The following is a 15,802-nucleotide window of genomic DNA, read 5'->3' on the forward strand; positions in this document are numbered from 1 at the left end:
CAACAGTCAGCGCAGCGCCGACGTCCAGTCGGCGCTGACCATCAGCCAGTCGCCGTCCACCAGGCGCCAGCCGGTGTCGACCTGCCAGGCACGCGCGCTGTCCGGCAGCAGCCCGCCGTCGCCACCGGACAGCACGGCGCCGAAGCGGATCCGGGCATGGTCGTCCTGAAGCTCGACGTCCAATGGACCGGGCAGCACGCCGACATCGGTGTTGCGAAGGAAATGAAGCGCGGCCAGGCGCCGCGCGCCCTCGCGGTCGAGACCGGCCGGGCCGATGAAGTCCTCGGCAAGGAACGAGGCCACGTCACCCGCGTCGCGCTCTTCGATCGCCGCCTGCAGGCCGTCGAAGGCTTCGCGCAACGCTTGCTCGGGCGGCGTGCGCGTGCAGCCGGACGCGAACATGCAAAGCAGTAGCGCAAAGGCGGCCGCGCGCCAGCCTGTGGTATCCCGCCACCCGTGTCCCGCCATGCTTCCTGCTCCGATCGATCATGCAGGGACCAGCATAGCTGCAGTGCGCCTTGCCGCGCGGCGGAGGCCTATGCTCCAATCCGGACGATACGCCGTGGCATGGCGCATGCCGGCACAACAGCCCGAGGGGGAATGAATGAGCAGTATTGAACGGCCGTGGCTGGCGAACTATCCCGAAGGGATCCCCTCGGATATCGATGCCGACGAGTACCCGTCGATTCCCGCGCTGCTGCAGGAGGCGATCGACAAGTACCGCGACCAGCCCGCGTTCTCCAACATGGGCGTGACGATCACCTACGGTGAACTCGACACGCTCAGCAACCAGTTCGCCTCCTACCTGCTCGAGGTGCTCAGGCTGAAGAAGGGCGACCGCATCGCGATCATGATGCCCAACTGCCTGCAGTACCCGATCGCCACCTTTGGCGCGCTGCGCGCCGGCCTGGCGGTGGTGAACACCAACCCGATGTACACCCCGCGCGAGCTCCGCCACCAGCTGGTGGACTCTGGCGCGCGCGCGATCCTGGTGCTGGACAACTTCGGCCACGTCGTGCAGAAGGTGCTCCCCGACACCAAGGTCGAGACCGTGATCACCACCGGCCTGGGCGACATGCTCGGCTTCCCCAAGGGCGCGATCGTCAACTTCGTCGTCAAGCACGTGAAGAAGATGGTGCCCGACTATGCCATCCAGGGTGCGACGCGCTTCCGCGACGCGCTCAAGGCAGGCGCCGCGCACCAGGCGCCCAGGGTCGACATCGACCGCGAGGACATCGCCTTCCTGCAGTACACCGGCGGCACCACGGGCGTTGCCAAGGGCGCGATGCTCACCCACCGCAACCTGGTGGCCAACATGCAGCAGGCCTCGGCCTGGGTCAGCAAGCAGGCCAAGCCGGGCCAGGAAGTGATCGTCACCGCGCTGCCGCTGTATCACATCTTCGCGCTGACGGCGAACGGCCTGGTGTTCACCAAGTTCGGGGCCAAGAACATCCTGATCACCAACCCGCGCGACATGCCGGGCTTCGTCAAGGAGCTCAAGCGCGAGCCGTTCACCGCGATCACCGGCGTCAACACCCTGTTCAACGGCCTGCTCAATACCCCGGGCTTCGAGGACGTGGACTTTTCGCAGCTGCGCTTGACCCTGGGCGGCGGCATGGCCGTGCAGCGCTCGGTCGCCGAGCGCTGGAAGAAGATCACCGGGGTGACGCTGATCGAAGCCTACGGCCTCACCGAGACCTCGCCCGCGGCCTGCATCAACCCGATGGACCTGGGCGAGTACAACGGCGCCATCGGCCTGCCCATCCCCTCGACCGATGCCTGCGTCAAGGACGAGGAAGGACGCATGCTTCCGGTCGGCGAGATCGGCGAACTCTGCATCAGGGGTCCGCAGGTGATGCGCGGCTACTGGCACCGTCCGGAAGACACCGCTGCGGCGATCGATGCCGACGGCTGGCTGCACACCGGCGACATGGCGCGGATGGACGAAGGCGGCTTCTTCTACATCGTCGACCGCAAGAAGGACATGATCCTGGTCTCGGGCTTCAACGTGTACCCGAACGAGATCGAGGACGTGATCGCGATGATGCCCGGCGTGCTGGAAGTGGCCGCGGTCGGTATTCCCGACGACAAGTCGGGCGAAGCAGTGAAGCTTGTCATCGTGAAGAAGGATGCCTCGCTGACCGCGGACCAGGTGAAGGCGCACGCGCGCAAGGAACTCACCGGCTACAAGCAGCCGCGCGTCATCGAGTTCCGCGAGGAGTTGCCCAAGACCAACGTCGGAAAAATCCTGCGCCGGGAGCTCCGCGACGAATCCGCGCACTGAAATGTGATGTAATTCACACTATCAACCGTACGGCGGTCGCCTTGGCCCCTAGTGCGTGCTGGGCGCTTGCCCATGCCGGGAAAACAGCGCATAGATGCCTGTTATCGGGCATTCATCATTTTTCCAGGACTCCGCCGGCGGGCCCGGCCGGAGGCGTCCTGCACGTCAGGGGACCTCCACATGAACGTCGAACTGCTGCATGGCAACACCGCCACGGACCTGGCCACGATCCGCATTTCCCACGACCCGTCCAACGCCTCGCACTGGTGCCACATGCACACGGCCGACGCGTTCCGGGACGCCTCCTACCGCCCCTGCTTCTCGCCGCGCCTGCTGCGCGAGCTGCGCCTGTTCGCGCGCGAGGCCATCGAGGGTTGCCAGGCCACGGCCGACGCCGCGACCGGGCCCACGCCGCCGCTGTCGCATATCGTCATCGGTTCCGACGCCCATGTATTCAACCTGGGCGGCGATCTCGACCTGTTCGCGAGGCTGATCCGCGAGCGTGACCGCGAAGGCCTACTGCGCTATGCCACCGAATGCGTCGACAGCATCCATCTGCTGCAGACCCGGCTGCACCCCAACGCGCACACCATCGCGCTGGTCGAGGGCGATGCGCTGGGTGGCGGTTTCGAGCTCGCCCTCGCCTGCCAGACCATCGTCGCCGAGCGCGGCGTGCAGATGGGCTTCCCCGAAGTGCTGTTCGGACTGTTCCCGGGCATGGGCGCCTACTCGCTGCTCTCGCAGCGCATCGGGCCGAGGCGCGCCGAGGCGATGATGCTCGACGGCGTGATGTACAGCAGCGAGCGGCTGCACGAAATGGGCATCGTCGACGTGCTGGTCGAGCCCGGCGAGGGTGTGCGCGGCGTCAACGAGGTCATCCGCCAGAACCGTCGCATCGCCGCCGCCAGGCTGGCCCTGCACCGCGTGCGCGACGCGATCGATCCCGTTTCCCACCACGACCTGATGGAAGTCACCCGCATCTGGGTGGATACCGCGCTGCAGCTCGGCGATCGCCAGCTACGGATGATGGAGCGCCTGGTGCGCGCCCAGCTGCAGCGGCCCGAAGTGCCCGGCCCCGCGGCACGCGCCCACGGCCACTGACCGGGCCTGCGGCGCCTCAGGCGCTGTCCGGGCCGGTCGCTGCGTCGCCGTGCACCAGATCGCCGCGCGCGCGCAGCGCCGTCAACGCCTGCTCCAGCTGCTGCCGGAGCAGGCGCACCATGCCCGGCCATTCGCGCGCGAGCTCATCGCTGTGCATCCCCATGCCCTGCGATGCGCTGTCGGACAGGCGGACCGCGCCCATGTTGCCTGCCGCGCCCTTGAGCGCGTGGCAGGCGTCGCGGAACGTCTCCCACTGTCCGTCGGCACCGGCGACCTCCAGCTCGGCCACGCACTTGCGCGCGTCCCTGGCGCACTCGCCAAGGAAGCGGTGCACGAATTGCTCGCCCAGGCCCATCTCGCGCAGTTCGTCGAGGATGTGCTGGGAGATCACGCTGCCATCGACCAGCCCCGCGCCCGTGGGCTGGGCGTCCTGGGCCGCGATCGACGGCGCGGCGCCCTCGGCGATGCCGGCCAGGCGCTCGAGCAGGCGGTCGACAACCACCGGCTTGGTCATGAAGGCGTAGGCACCGGCGCGTTCGCACTCGGCACGCGCCTCGGGCGTGGCATCGGCGGTGAGTACGATGAACGGCGTGCGCCTGCGGCCGGCTTCCATGAAGCGCGCCTGCTTGAGCACTTCCACGCCGCTCTGGCCGGGCATGTGCAGGTCGATGATCACCGCGTCGAACGACTGCGCCTCGAGCGCGGACAGCACGTCGTCGCCATCGTCGACCACCTGGGCGCGATGGCCGGCCTTCTCAAGCAGGCGGCGCATCACCATCAGGTTGGCGCCCTGGTCATCGGCCACCAGCACGCGCAGCGGGCGCACGCGGGCGCGGTGGCGCACGAAGGGATCGCCGAAGGCGATCACGTTGCTGCTGGCGCCGCTTGGCGACTCCGCTGCGGCGAACGGCAATTCCACCCAGAAATTCGCCCCGCCGCCCGGCCGGCTTTCCAGCCCGATGCGACCGCCCAGCTGCTCGACCAGTGCCTTGGCGATGGTCGTGCCCAGGCCGGATCCGCCAAAGCGGCGACCCAGGCCGTTGTCGACCTGTTCGAACGCCTCGAAGATCCGCCCCTGCGCGTCTTCCGGAATGCCGATCCCGGTATCCCGCACCGAGAACCGCAGCCAGGTCGCGGCGTCGTCGCAGGGCATCCGGTCGACGTCGAGCGAGACCCTGCCCTCGTCGGTGAACTTGATCGCGTTGGACACCAGGTTCACCAGCACGTGGCGCAGGTGGTTGCCGTCGCCATGCATCTGCGCCGGAACGCCGCTGCCCACCCGGGTCTCGAACGCCAGCCCCTTGGCCTGCGCCCCGGGCTCCAGCATCAGCTGGATGCCGCGGATCAGTTCGGTCAGCGAGAAATCGGCGTCGGTGCGCCTGAACTTGCCCGCCTCCAGGCTCGACAGGTCCAGCACCTCGTCCACAAGCATCTGCAGCGAGCGTGCCGACGTGCGGATGACCTCGGCGCTGTCACGCTGTTCGGCGCTGAGCGGCGTGGACGAGAGAAGCTCCGACATGCCGAGGATGCCGTTGAGGGGGGTGCGCAACTCGTGGCTGATGTTGGCCAGGAAGCGGCTCTTCGCGCGGTTGGCCGCCTCCGCGGCCTCGGTGGCCTGCACCAGCTTGCGCAGCAGCGAGCTGAGGTAGAGCGGCACCGCCGCCAGGCCCACCAGGAGACCGCCGCCCAGCAGGATGTTCTGCTGCCAGTACGGCGTGGCCAGCAGCGCCGTGCCGAATGACACCGTGGCGAAGCCGATCGCCAGGTACAGCCAGCGCGGCCCGTAGCGCAGGCCGTTGCCGACGGTGACCCACATGATCACCACGTACATCCACGCGAGCAGGTCGCCCAGCAGGTACAGCCCCACGCCCATCAGGCTGTAGTCGGCGATCATGCCCAGCACCCGCCGCGGATACGACACGCCCGGCCGCGCCAGCAGCCACGCGAGGATCACGAAGCCGATCGCGAACTCGAAAGTCAGCAGCTGCCATGACAGCAACAGTGCTTCCGCCACCTCCGGCCGGCCGCTGACGACCAGCTGCAGGTAGGCGGCCACCAGCACCAGCATCGCCATGCGCACCAGCGCCTGGCCGTGCTCCGTGTCGGGGCGGCCGGCAAGCCGCTGCCTGGCCCATCGCAAGGCAGCGATCATCGTGGTCAGGCCTCCCCGACCGCCGCTGCCTCGGCGACCTCGGCGGCATAGCGTGCGCAGGTCTCTTCCACGCGTCCCCTGTTGGCCACCAGCGCGTCGACGCAGCGCGGATCGAAGAGTCGCCCGCTTTCGGACGTGATGTAGTGGAAGGTCTCGTCCATGGTCCAGGCGCGCTTGTAGGGGCGTTCGGACAGCAGGGCATCGAAGACATCCGCCACCGCCACCACCCGCGCTTCCAGCGGGATGGCCTCGCCCACCAGCGCGTCGGGATAGCCGCTGCCGTCATAGCGCTCCTGGTGGCGCAGCGCGATGCTGGCCCCCATCTGCACGAAGCGGTTCTGGCTTCCCTGCAACAGTTCGTGGCCGATCTCCGGGTGCCGGCGCATCACCGCGAGTTCGTCTTCGGTAAGCGGGCCCGGCTTGAGCAGCACGGCGTCCGGTATCGCGATCTTGCCGATGTCGTGCAGGGGCGCCGCCAGCTCGATGGTCCGGACCTCGTCCTCGGCCAGGCCCAGGCCTTCGGCGACGATGCCCGCCACCGCGGCCAGGCGCGCGAGGTTGGCGCTGGTGCCCGCGTCGCGGTACGCGATCGCGCGCGCCAGGCGGGTCAGGGTCTCGCGCTCGCGCTCCTCGACCTCGTGCATGCTCGACAGCAGGCGCTGTTCGAGCGAAAGCGCGCGCTGCTTGACCGATTCCGCCTGCTGGCGAAGCTGGAGCAGGTTGCGGCAGCGAGCGCGCAGCTCGCGCGGCCGCACGGGCTTGACCAGGAAGTCGATCACGCCCGCATCGAGCGCCGCCTGCCGGATCGGCTCGTCGCCGACCACGGTCACCAGCACGATCGGCACGTCCCGGTGCAGCAGCGGGCGGCGGAAGCGGCGCGCGAACTCCAGGCCGTCCATCACCGGCATGCGGTAGTCCAGCAGCAACAGGTCGGGCCGGTTGTCCTCGCACCAGCTCAGGGCTTCCTGCGGGTCGCTGAAGTCGAGCACCTCGAGCTCTGGACTGATGTCCTCGAGGATGTGCCGCAGCATCGTGCGTGCCGAGGTCTGGTCGTCGACGATGACGATGTTCACGTGATTCCTGTCCCCAGCGCGATCGGTCCCGGCGCGGCACATGCGTGCCGTCCGATGTCGAGGCACGCACGGTCCGTGCCCGCCCTGGCACCCCTGTCGGGAGGGCCAACGCCCGAGAATACGACAGATCCGAGCCGGACCGGGCAGATCCTGACCTTTTTTGTCACTCCTGGGCTGCGGCCGAGGGGCGCATGTAGGGGAACAGCAGCACGTCGCGGATCGAGGCCGAGCCGGTCAGCAGCATCACCAGGCGGTCGATGCCGACGCCCAGACCACCGGTGGGCGGCATGCCGACCTCGAGCGCGCGGATGTAGTCGGCGTCGTAGTGCATGGCCTCGTCGTCGCCGCCGGCCTTGGCCTCGACCTGGGCACGGAAGCGCGCGGCCTGGTCCTCGGGATCGTTGAGCTCGGAGAAGCCGTTGGCCAGTTCCTTGCCGCCGATGAACAGCTCGAAGCGGTCGGTGATGCCGGGCTCGGCGTCGGACTCGCGCGCCAGCGGAGACACCTCCACCGGGTAGTGGGTGATGAAGGTCGGCTGCACCAGCCCCTCCTCCACCGTGGCCTCGAAGATCTCCAGCAGCAACTTGCCCCAGCCCCAGGACGGCTTGACCGACACCTTCAGGCGCTGGCAGTGCGCCGCCAGCGCGTCGCGGTCGCGGCAGTCGGCGGCGCTGATGTCCGGGTTGAGCTCGCGCACCGCGTCTTCCATCTTCCAGCGGCGGAAGGCCGGCCCGAGCTCGATGTCGTGGCCGTCCCAGGCGAAGCGCGTGGTGCCGGTCGCTTCCTGCGCCACATCGCGGATCATCCCCTCGGTGAGGTCCATGACCTCGGTGTAGCTCGCATAGGCCTCGTACAGCTCGAGCATCGTGAATTCCGGGTTGTGCCGGGTGCTCACGCCTTCGTTGCGGAAGTTGCGGTTGATCTCGTACACGCGCTCGAAGCCGCCTACGACCAGGCGCTTGAGGTACAGCTCGGGCGCCACGCGCAGGTACAGCTCGAGGTCGAGCGCGTTGTGGTGGGTGGTGAACGGGCGCGCGGTGGCGCCGCCGGCGATGTAATGCATCATCGGCGTCTCCACTTCCAGGAAGCGGCGCGCGTCGAGCCAGCGGCGCATGGCCGCGATCACCTTCGAGCGCACCACGAACACCTCGCGCGCGTCCGGGTTCACGATCAGGTCGACGTAGCGCTGGCGGTAGCGCTGCTCGACGTCGGCCAGGCCGTGCCACTTGTCCGGCAGCGGGCGCAGCGACTTGGTCAGCAGGCGCAGCGACTCGACCCTGACCGACAGCTCGCCGGTGCGGGTGCGCGTGAGCACGCCCTCGGCGGCAACGATGTCACCCACGTCCCAGCCCTTGAAGGCGTCGTAGGCCTCGCCCAGCGCATTGGACTGCAGGAACAGCTGCAGCCGCCCGCTCACGTCCTGGAGCTGCGCGAACGCCGCCTTGCCCATCACCCGCTTGGCGAGCATGCGCCCGGCGACGGCCACGCGCCGGCCGGTGTCCTGCAGGGCCTCGGCGCTCCATGCCTCGGCATCGGCGTACTCGTCCTGCAGGTCGCCGGCGTGGTCGGTGCGCCGGAAGTCGTTCGGGAACGCGATGCCCTGCCCGCGCAGCGCGGCCAGCTTGCCCCGGCGCTCGGCGATGAGGCTGTTTTCGTCGGCAGGTGGCTGCGGCTGTGCGGGGGTGGTCATGGTGGTCTCTGGCATTGGAATTCACGAACGGAGGTGACGATCAGCGTTGGATCGGGTGGAGCATTCGCGGCTGTAGCCGCTCCCACAGGGGCAAACGACCCATCAGCGGAGGTGCACCTGCCGGGGCTGCGCTCCCGTGGCAGCAGCTATAGCTGCGATGGCCTATTGGAGCAGCTACCGCTGCGATGGACGACTGGAGGAGTCATGGTTGCGATGCCCTGTGTGAGCAGCCATGGCTGCGATGGCCTGTGGGATCAAACCGCGTCGAGCCGCTTCGAACCCGCCTCCAGCCCGGATTTCAGGCTCGCTTCGATGAATTCATCCAGGTCACCATCCAGCACGTTCTGCGTGTCCGAGCGTTCGATGCCGGTGCGCAGGTCCTTGATCCGGCTCTGGTCGAGCACGTAGTTGCGGATCTGGCTGCCCCAGCCGATGTCGGACTTGGTGGCTTCCAGCGCATCCTTCTCGACGTTGCGCTTCTGCACTTCGAGTTCGTAGAGCTTGGCGGCCAGCATCTTCATCGCGGTATCGCGGTTCTGGTGCTGGCTGCGCCCGTTCTGGCAGGCGACCACGGTATTGGTCGGGATGTGGGTGATGCGCACCGCCGACTCGGTCTTGTTGACGTGCTGGCCACCGGCGCCGGACGAGCGGTAGACGTCGGTCCGCAGGTCGGCGGGGTTGATCTGGATGTCGATGTCGTCGTCGACTTCCGGCGACACGAACACCGAGGTGAAGCTGGTATGGCGGCGGTTGTCGGAGTCGAAGGGCGACTTCCGCACCAGCCGATGGACGCCGATCTCCGTCTTCAGCCAGCCATAGGCGTACTCGCCCTCGATGCGCACCGTGGCCGACTTGATGCCGGCGACGTCGCCGCCGCTGGCCTCCATGATCTCGGCCTTCCAGCCGCGGTTCTCCGCCCAGCGCAGGTACATGCGCAGCAGGATCTCGGCCCAGTCCTGGGCCTCGGTGCCGCCGGCGCCGGCCTGGATGTCGAGGAAGGCGTTGGCCGAATCCATCTGCCCGGAGAACATGCGCTGGAACTCGAGCGTCTCGACCTTGGCGCTGAGGCGTTCCACGTCGTCCTCGACGGCCTTCGCGGTATCCTCGTCGTCCTCGGCGTCGGCCAGGTCAAGCAGCTCGGCGGCGCCCACCAGGCCCTCGGTCAGGTCGCGGATGCCGTTGACGGTCTTGTCGAGCAGCGAGCGCTCGCGCCCCAGCGCCTGTGCGCGCTCGGGATCGTTCCAGATATCGGGGTTCTCGAGTTCGCGCTCTACTTCCTCGAGGCGTTCGCGCTTGGTGTCGTAGTCAAAGAAACCCCCTCAGCGCATCCAGCCGACCCTTCAGGTCGGCGATGCGCTGGCGGACGGGATTGAGCTCCATCATCTGCTGTGGATCCGCGTGGAAAGAGGCGGATTCTAGCAATTCCGGCGCACTCCCTGCCGGCGATCAGGATCCCGTCGCGGCGGCGAGCCGCGTACGGAGCGCTTCGCGATGGCGGCGGCTGCACGGCAGGACCGTGCCATCGACCAGGTGCAGGCGGGCGTCGCCGGTGTCGAGTGGCTCGATCGAGGCGACCAGGTCGAGCCTGGCGATGTAGCTCCGGTGGATGCGCGCGAAGCGGCCGGGATCCAGCTTCGCCTCGATCTCGGCCATCGTGCTGCGCAGCGGGTAGTCGCGCCCCGCCACGTGCAGGTTCACGTAGTTGCCCGCGGCCTGCAGCCACTCGACATCGCCGGCCGCCACCAGGAACTCGCGGCCCAGCTTGCGCACCAGGAAGCGTTCCGGCCGCACGGCCGCGGGCGCCGGGATGCCGGAATCGGGCTCGGCGAGCATGCGCGCCTCGCCCTGCAGCCGCCGCCACAGCCAGCTGTACCCGTGCGCGACGAACACGATGGAGGCGAAGGTGCGGACGTCCTTCAGGTATTCGTAGGGCAGGCCCAAGGCCCAGTCGAAATCGTAGCGGTCGCCCATGGCCGCGTGGGCGAGGATGCGCATCAGCACCATTCCGGCGACATGCAGCAGCGACCAGAGCACGCTGGCGGCAAGGTAGCCAGGCAGGCGCCGCAGCCAGGTGTCGACGTGCAGGGGCCAGCGTTCGCAAAGCCACAGAAGGGGCGGTAGCAGGAGCAGCGATGCGATCGCACTGCTGGCTTCCCAGACCACCGGCTGCCAGGCCTCAAGTATTTGCCCATGGCGTTCGGCATCGATCAGTGCGACGGCCGCGTTGGCGATGGCGCCGAAGCCGAACACCAGCACCCACGCGGCGACCTCGACCGGCCGCTTCCACGCCAGGTGCCTGTTCCAGAAATCCCGTTCGCGCGCGGCGGCGCGCCCCCTGTCCTCATGCATGCCGCGATTGTAGTTGTCGCGCCCCCGGGGCCGGCCACAGTTCGTCCCCGGCACGGGTCGTCTCGTCCCCAAGGCGCGTCGTTGCGGCACTTCGTGCTGGTCGCGCGCACGCCTGCAGGGTGGAATCGCCGTCTCCCGAACAGGTCCAGGAACATGACGCGACGCCACGACATCGATGCCCTGCGGGTGATCGCCTTCGGCCTGCTGATCGCCTACCACGTGGGCATGGTCTACGTCGCCGACTGGGGCTACCACGTCAAGGCCGGGCAGCAGGCGCACTGGCTGCAGTGGCCCATGATCGCGGTGAACCGCTGGCGGATGCCGCTGCTGTTCACGATCTCGGGCATCGCCCTGGGCCTGGCGATGACCGCCCACCCAGCCCGGTCGCTGATGGGCTCGCGGAGTTGGCGCCTGCTGCTGCCGCTGGCGTTCGGCATGCTCGCCATCGTGCCGGTCCAGGCCTACTGCGAAGCATTGTCGAACGGCACGATCGCGCCGGGCTTCGGCCCCTTCCTCATGCGCTACCTGCAGCTGCGACCGTGGCCCGGCGGCGGCTGGAGCGGCGCGCAGTACGGCGTGACCTGGAACCACCTGTGGTACCTGGCCTACGCCTGGACCTACACGGCGGTGGTGCTGGTCCTGGCCCGCGTCGCGGGCACGGCCCGCGCGGGGCGCTTCGGGGCATGGGCCTGCAGTCGCAGCGCCGCCTGTTGCGTGCTGGTCCCGGCCGCGTGGCTCTTCGCCTGCCTGTGGTGGCTGATGCCGCGGTTTCCGGAAACCCATGCCCTGGTGGGCGACTGGTACGCGCACGCCAAGTACTTCGCCTTTTTCCTGGCCGGCTGGCTGGTGGCATGCGAGCCGCGGTTCTGGGAGCGCGTAGAGGCGGCGCGCGGCCGGATGCTGGTCCTGGCGCTCGGTGCGATCACGGTCGAGCTGGGGCTGCGCGCGGCCGGGCGCAACCTGCACCCCGCCGACATCCCGGCGTGGGCACTGCACGTGGACTGGGCCATGGTCGAACGCATGGCGCGGGCGCTGTATTCGTGGACGGCGCTGCTGGCGCTCTTCGGCTGGGCACGGGCGCTCCTGGACCGACCCTTCCGCTGGCTGCCCTACGCCAGCGAAGCGGTGTATCCCTGGTACATCCTCCACCAGAGCCTGATCGTGCCGCTGGCGTTCGTGGCGCCGGCGCTGGCGCCGCACTCCTGGCTGGAGCCGGTGGTCGTGATCGCGGGAACGGTCGCCGGCTGCCTGCTGCTGCACGAATGCCTCATCCGGCGAGTGCGCTTGCTGCGACCCCTGTTCGGCCTGAAGCCCCGGCGCGAAAGGGCGCTCGAACCGCGACCACCCGGCAGCGACTCCAGGCTGGATTCGCACCCGGCGTAGCCGCCGCTGCACGCGCGGCAGCGTAAGCTTCGGCGCCTGCCGTCCGGCCGTCCCGGGGAATCCGAATGTTCGAAGCCGATCCGATCCTCTGGCTGCAGGGGCTGAGCGCGCCCTGGTTCGCCTGGTGCATGCACATGATCAGTGGGCTCGGCGATGGCCGCGCCTACGTGCCGGCCGTCCTCGTCCTGCTGTTCGGGGTACGCCTGCGGCCGGGACTCGGGGTGCTGCTGGCACTGATGCTCGTGGTGGCCGCGACCGACGCCGCCAAGCACGGGTTCGGGCTGCCGCGGCCAAGCGAAGTGGACGCGCGGATCCTCGACGAGGGCGAGGCAGGGCGGCACCTGGTGGGCGATGGCGCCGCGGACGGCTTCTGGGCGCTGCCCTCCCCGGCGGCCATCACCGCGGCCCGTGCCCGGCGCGACGCAAGCTTCGGCTTCGTCAGCGGGCACACCAGTGCCGCGACCGCCTTCGTGCTCGCGATGGCGTTGCTGTTGCGCGCCCGGCGGGCGTGGGTCTGGGGACTGGTGGTCGCCTGGCCGCTGCTGATGGGCGTGTCGCGGATGTACCTCGGCCGCCATTTCCTTGCCGACGTGCTCGGAGGGCTGGTGGTCGGCGTCGTGGGGTCACTGCTTGCGGTGGCGTTCATGCGCAGGCTCGAGGCCGGCGGCCAGGGCGCGTGGCGGGCGTGGCTCCTGGGCCTGGCCGGAACCATCGGCCTGGCGCTTGCGAGCGGCTTCGTGCCGTGGCTCGACCCCGGGCATGCCGGCGGCGTGGCGGGCACGCTGCTTTGCATCGGCGTGCTGATGCGCACCGGCTTTCCCGACGATGCCGGCGGGCCCGTCGCGCGCATGGCACGCGTCCTGATCGCCCTGGCACTGGCTTACGGGATTCTTTCGCTGCTCGAAATCGCCTACGCGGCCGGCGGCTGGCCGTCCCGGCATGTCGCCGCGTTCGTAGCGGCCGCGGGCGGCTACGTCGCGGTGATCATCGGCGCGGTCGCTCTGCTGCGCGCGCTGCGGCTCTACCGCCCCGCAGCCACTGCGACGACGGGCCCGGCCACGGGTTGATCCACGGCGGCGGTGGCGTGCTCCACGATCAGCTGGATCGCATCGCCGCCGCGGTAATCATCGGGCGCAAGCCGGTAGGCAAGATGCAGGCGCGACGGCGGCGGCTCGTTGCGCCAGCCGCCGAAATGGATCGCCGCCAAGGGCGTCCGCGCACCTGCGCAGCGCAGCCCAAGCTTGAGGTGGCGCTCGCCGACCACGCGCCACTCGACCACCTCGAACTCGCCGTCGAACAGCGGCTCCGGGAAGCCCTGCCCCCAGGGTCCGCCGTCGCGCAGCGCTTCGGCGTGGGCACGGTCGAATTCGGCGGGCGCCAGCGCGCCGTCGCTGTCGATGGTCGCCTGGAGGGTGGCGGCGTCGAGGGTGGCTTCGGCATGGGCGAGGAAGGCCGCTTCGAAGGCCCCCAGGTTGCGCGCGTCCAGGCTGAGCCCGGCCGCCATCGCATGCCCGCCGAAGCGTTCGATCAGGCCCGGGTGGCGCGCATCAACGGCGGCCAGTGCATCGCGCACGTGGAAGCCGGGGATCGAGCGCGCCGACCCGCGCAGCGCGCTCGCGCCCGGCTCCGCCGGCGCGAAGGCGACCACGGGCCGGTGCAGGCGTTCCTTCAGCTTGGATGCGACCAGGCCGACCACGCCGGGGTGCCAGCCGGCGTCATAGGCGCAGATGGCGGCGCGGACGGCGCCGCCCTGCCCGATTCCGTCAAGGGCCTGCACCGACAGGGCGCGCTCGGCCTCGTCCAGCATGCCTTGCTGCACGGTCCTGCGTTCGCGGTTGATCGCGTCCAGGCGCTGCGCAAGTTCACGCGCGCGCGCCGGATCGTCGCAGAGCAGGCACTCGATCCCCAGCGACATGTCTTCCAGCCGCCCGGCGGCGTTGAGGCGCGGGCCGACCGCGTAGCCGATGTCGCCCGCGCCCATGCGCGACGCCGTGCGACCCGCCACGTCGATCAGCGCCGCCAGGCCCGCGCAGCCGCGACCTGCACGCAACCGCCGCAGGCCCGCGGCAACCAGCGCGCGGTTGTTGGCGTCCAGGGGCACGAGGTCGGCCACGGTGCCGACGGCGACCAGGTCCAGCAGGGTCGAGAGATCCGGCCCCTTGTCCTCCAGACGGCCTTCCGAGCGCATCCGCGCGCGCAGCGCCAGCAGCACGTAGAAGATGACGCCGACGCCGGCCAGCGACTTGCCGGCAAAGCCATCACCGGTGCGATTCGGATTGACGATCGCGTCCGCGGCCGGCAGCTGCTCGCCGGGCAGGTGGTGGTCGGTGACCAGCACCTGCCACCCGAGCGCCTTGGCGGCATCGATGCCCGCGTGGCAGGCGATTCCGTGGTCGACGGTGACCAGCAGGTCCGGTTGCAGCGGCGCCAGCTCGGCCACCAGCGAAGGCGACAGGCCGTAGCCGTGGGTCACGCGGTTGGGCACCGCGTGCAGCACTCCGCGCGCGCCCAGCATGCGCAGGCCACGCACGGCGACAGCGCAGGCGGTGGCGCCGTCGGCATCGAAATCGCCGACCACGAGGATGCGGCGTCCCTCGGTGATCGCAGACGACAGCAGCTCCGTGGCGCGATCCAGGTCGAGCAGGCCATCCGGCGGCAGCAGGCCGGCCAGGCGCGGGCGCGCGGAATCGATGTCCATGGCCCCGCGCGCGGCGTAGATGCGGCGCAGCAGCGGCGGGATTTCCGCCGGCCAGGCAGCGGCGCCCGACCCTGCACCCCGGGGAGCGGCGTCCGCCGGCGTCCGCCGCCGGATGGTGCGCGGCGTCGTCACGTTGCCGGCCACGACGCGGCGCCGCGCCAGAAGCGCAGCAGGTGCCGGCGGCCCAGCACGAGGCGCCAGCCATCGCCGTCATCCAGGCACAGGGTGCCGATGCGGCCCGTGCGCAGCGCTCCCAGCGCGGGCAGCAGCCACTCGCGCTCGATCCACTGCAGGTCGCGGGTGCCTTCGATGTCGTAAACACCGGGCTCGCCCATGAACCGCGCCGGCAGCGCCGCGCCGCGTCCGCTGGCGGCGGCCAGTGCGCGCGCGGTGTCATCGTCGCTGAAGCCCGTCGCGCCATCCTTGCCGCTCGCCGAAGGCAAGCGGCCGCCGCCCCAGAACCACAGCGCATTCACCGGCGCCTGGCCGCGTGCCACCCGCCGTGCATTGAGCGGATGGTTGTGCAGGGTGACCTGGGCCTCGCTTTCCAGGTTGCGCCAGCGCCGGCCCTCGGGGCTGATATCCAGGTGCTCGAAGACGTCCTCGCCCAGGGCGTCACCGGGATCCGAGAACTCCGGCACCTTCGTGTCCTTCGGCAGGCGCAGGTACCAGCGCGCCGGATCGGGCGCATCGAGTTCGAAGCCCGCATCGCCGAACAGCGGGCGCAGGGCGGGCAGCAGCTCGTCGCACTCTTCGCGCGTCAATGCCAGTGCCTCGCCATGCGCGAGCAGGCGCACGCCGTTGATGTCTGGGCGCAGCCACACCGGGTCGGCGCGCAGCCAGGCGGACCCGACGGCGTCGCCGACCTCCGCCTGCCGCGACAGGGCGGCGATCGGCCAGCCATCGCCGCGCAGCGGGAAGTGCCGCAGCAGTTGCGCGCGTCGCCCGGCCATGCCATCGGCCAGGCGCGTCCCGCGGCCAAGCGGCTTCGCGCTCGCAGCGGACAGGCGTTGCCGCCCCAGCCGGGCGGCGGCGGGGAGCAGCAGGATGATGGTGTCGGGCGCCGGCATCG

Annotated in this window: 12 protein-coding genes; 4 read left to right on the plus strand and 8 right to left on the minus strand. The window is 69.9% G+C overall.

What is annotated here, in order from left to right; translation table 11 throughout:
* Positions 1 to 6 precede the first annotated feature (6 nt).
* On the minus strand, positions 7 to 360 hold the full coding sequence (locus WCE39_RS05335) for a nuclear transport factor 2 family protein (protein WP_343275652.1): 354 nt from the start codon (positions 358 to 360) through the stop codon (positions 7 to 9).
* 244 nt (positions 361 to 604) lie between these two features.
* Here WCE39_RS05335 and WCE39_RS05340 point away from each other — a divergent pair, with 244 nt between their 5' ends.
* Both WCE39_RS05340 and WCE39_RS05345 read left to right on the plus strand, forming a co-directional pair.
* Entirely contained in the window at positions 605 to 2,284 is a 1,680-nt protein-coding gene (locus WCE39_RS05340) for a long-chain fatty acid--CoA ligase (RefSeq protein WP_343275653.1), read from the plus strand.
* Positions 2,285 to 2,464: 180 nt separating this feature from the next.
* The gene (locus WCE39_RS05345) at positions 2,465 to 3,385 is read left to right on the plus strand and encodes a crotonase/enoyl-CoA hydratase family protein (RefSeq protein ID WP_343275654.1); all 921 of its coding nucleotides are present in this window, start codon (positions 2,465 to 2,467) and stop codon (positions 3,383 to 3,385) included.
* Positions 3,386 to 3,401: 16 nt separating this feature from the next.
* Here the strand turns inward: WCE39_RS05345 and WCE39_RS05350 are convergent, their stop codons facing one another.
* The 5 genes from WCE39_RS05350 to WCE39_RS05370 all read right to left on the minus strand — a co-directional run bounded on the left by WCE39_RS05350 (position 3,402) and on the right by WCE39_RS05370 (position 10,649).
* The gene (locus WCE39_RS05350; RefSeq protein WP_343275655.1) at positions 3,402 to 5,537 is read right to left on the minus strand and encodes an ATP-binding protein; all 2,136 of its coding nucleotides are present in this window, start codon (positions 5,535 to 5,537) and stop codon (positions 3,402 to 3,404) included.
* 5 nt (positions 5,538 to 5,542) lie between these two features.
* A complete protein-coding gene (locus tag WCE39_RS05355) occupies positions 5,543 to 6,652 on the minus strand; it encodes an HD domain-containing phosphohydrolase (protein WP_449283976.1) in 1,110 nt (369 codons plus the stop codon).
* A gap of 121 nt (positions 6,653 to 6,773) precedes the next feature.
* The gene (lysS, locus tag WCE39_RS05360; RefSeq protein WP_452299563.1) at positions 6,774 to 8,315 is read right to left on the minus strand and encodes a lysine--tRNA ligase; all 1,542 of its coding nucleotides are present in this window, start codon (positions 8,313 to 8,315) and stop codon (positions 6,774 to 6,776) included.
* A gap of 239 nt (positions 8,316 to 8,554) precedes the next feature.
* A protein-coding gene (gene prfB, locus WCE39_RS05365; RefSeq protein ID WP_343275658.1) for a peptide chain release factor 2 occupies positions 8,555 to 9,683 on the minus strand; the annotation gives its coding sequence in 2 pieces (ribosomal slippage) (positions 8,555 to 9,607 and positions 9,609 to 9,683; 1,128 coding nt in all).
* Between the two features lie 63 nt (positions 9,684 to 9,746).
* A complete protein-coding gene (locus WCE39_RS05370; protein ID WP_343275659.1) occupies positions 9,747 to 10,649 on the minus strand; it encodes a LytTR family DNA-binding domain-containing protein in 903 nt (300 codons plus the stop codon).
* Positions 10,650 to 10,802: 153 nt separating this feature from the next.
* Between WCE39_RS05370 and WCE39_RS05375 the strand changes: the two genes are divergently transcribed.
* Together WCE39_RS05375 and WCE39_RS05380 are read left to right on the plus strand one after the other, a co-directional pair.
* The gene (locus WCE39_RS05375) at positions 10,803 to 12,032 is read left to right on the plus strand and encodes an acyltransferase family protein (protein ID WP_343275660.1); all 1,230 of its coding nucleotides are present in this window, start codon (positions 10,803 to 10,805) and stop codon (positions 12,030 to 12,032) included.
* A 65-nt stretch (positions 12,033 to 12,097) separates the two neighbouring features.
* Positions 12,098 to 13,099: a phosphatase PAP2 family protein gene (locus tag WCE39_RS05380; RefSeq protein WP_343275661.1), complete on the plus strand. Its 1,002-nt coding sequence runs from the start codon at positions 12,098 to 12,100 to the stop codon at positions 13,097 to 13,099.
* Here the strand turns inward: WCE39_RS05380 and recJ are convergent.
* Together recJ and WCE39_RS05390 are read right to left on the minus strand one after the other, a co-directional pair.
* On the minus strand, positions 13,054 to 14,862 hold the full coding sequence (gene recJ, locus WCE39_RS05385; RefSeq protein WP_449283986.1) for a single-stranded-DNA-specific exonuclease RecJ: 1,809 nt from the start codon (positions 14,860 to 14,862) through the stop codon (positions 13,054 to 13,056). The two genes, WCE39_RS05380 and recJ, sit on opposite strands and share 46 nt — an antisense overlap.
* Positions 14,859 to 15,800 carry a phosphoglycerate mutase gene (locus WCE39_RS05390; protein WP_343275662.1) on the minus strand — a complete coding sequence of 314 codons (942 nt, stop codon included), beginning with the start codon at positions 15,798 to 15,800 and terminating at the stop codon, positions 14,859 to 14,861. The genes recJ and WCE39_RS05390 overlap by 4 nt, the downstream gene beginning before the upstream one ends.
* Positions 15,801 to 15,802 lie beyond the last annotated feature (2 nt).

It is taken from the genome of Luteimonas yanweni (genome assembly GCF_039548475.1).
In the GTDB taxonomy this organism is placed as follows: domain Bacteria; phylum Pseudomonadota; class Gammaproteobacteria; order Xanthomonadales; family Xanthomonadaceae; genus Luteimonas.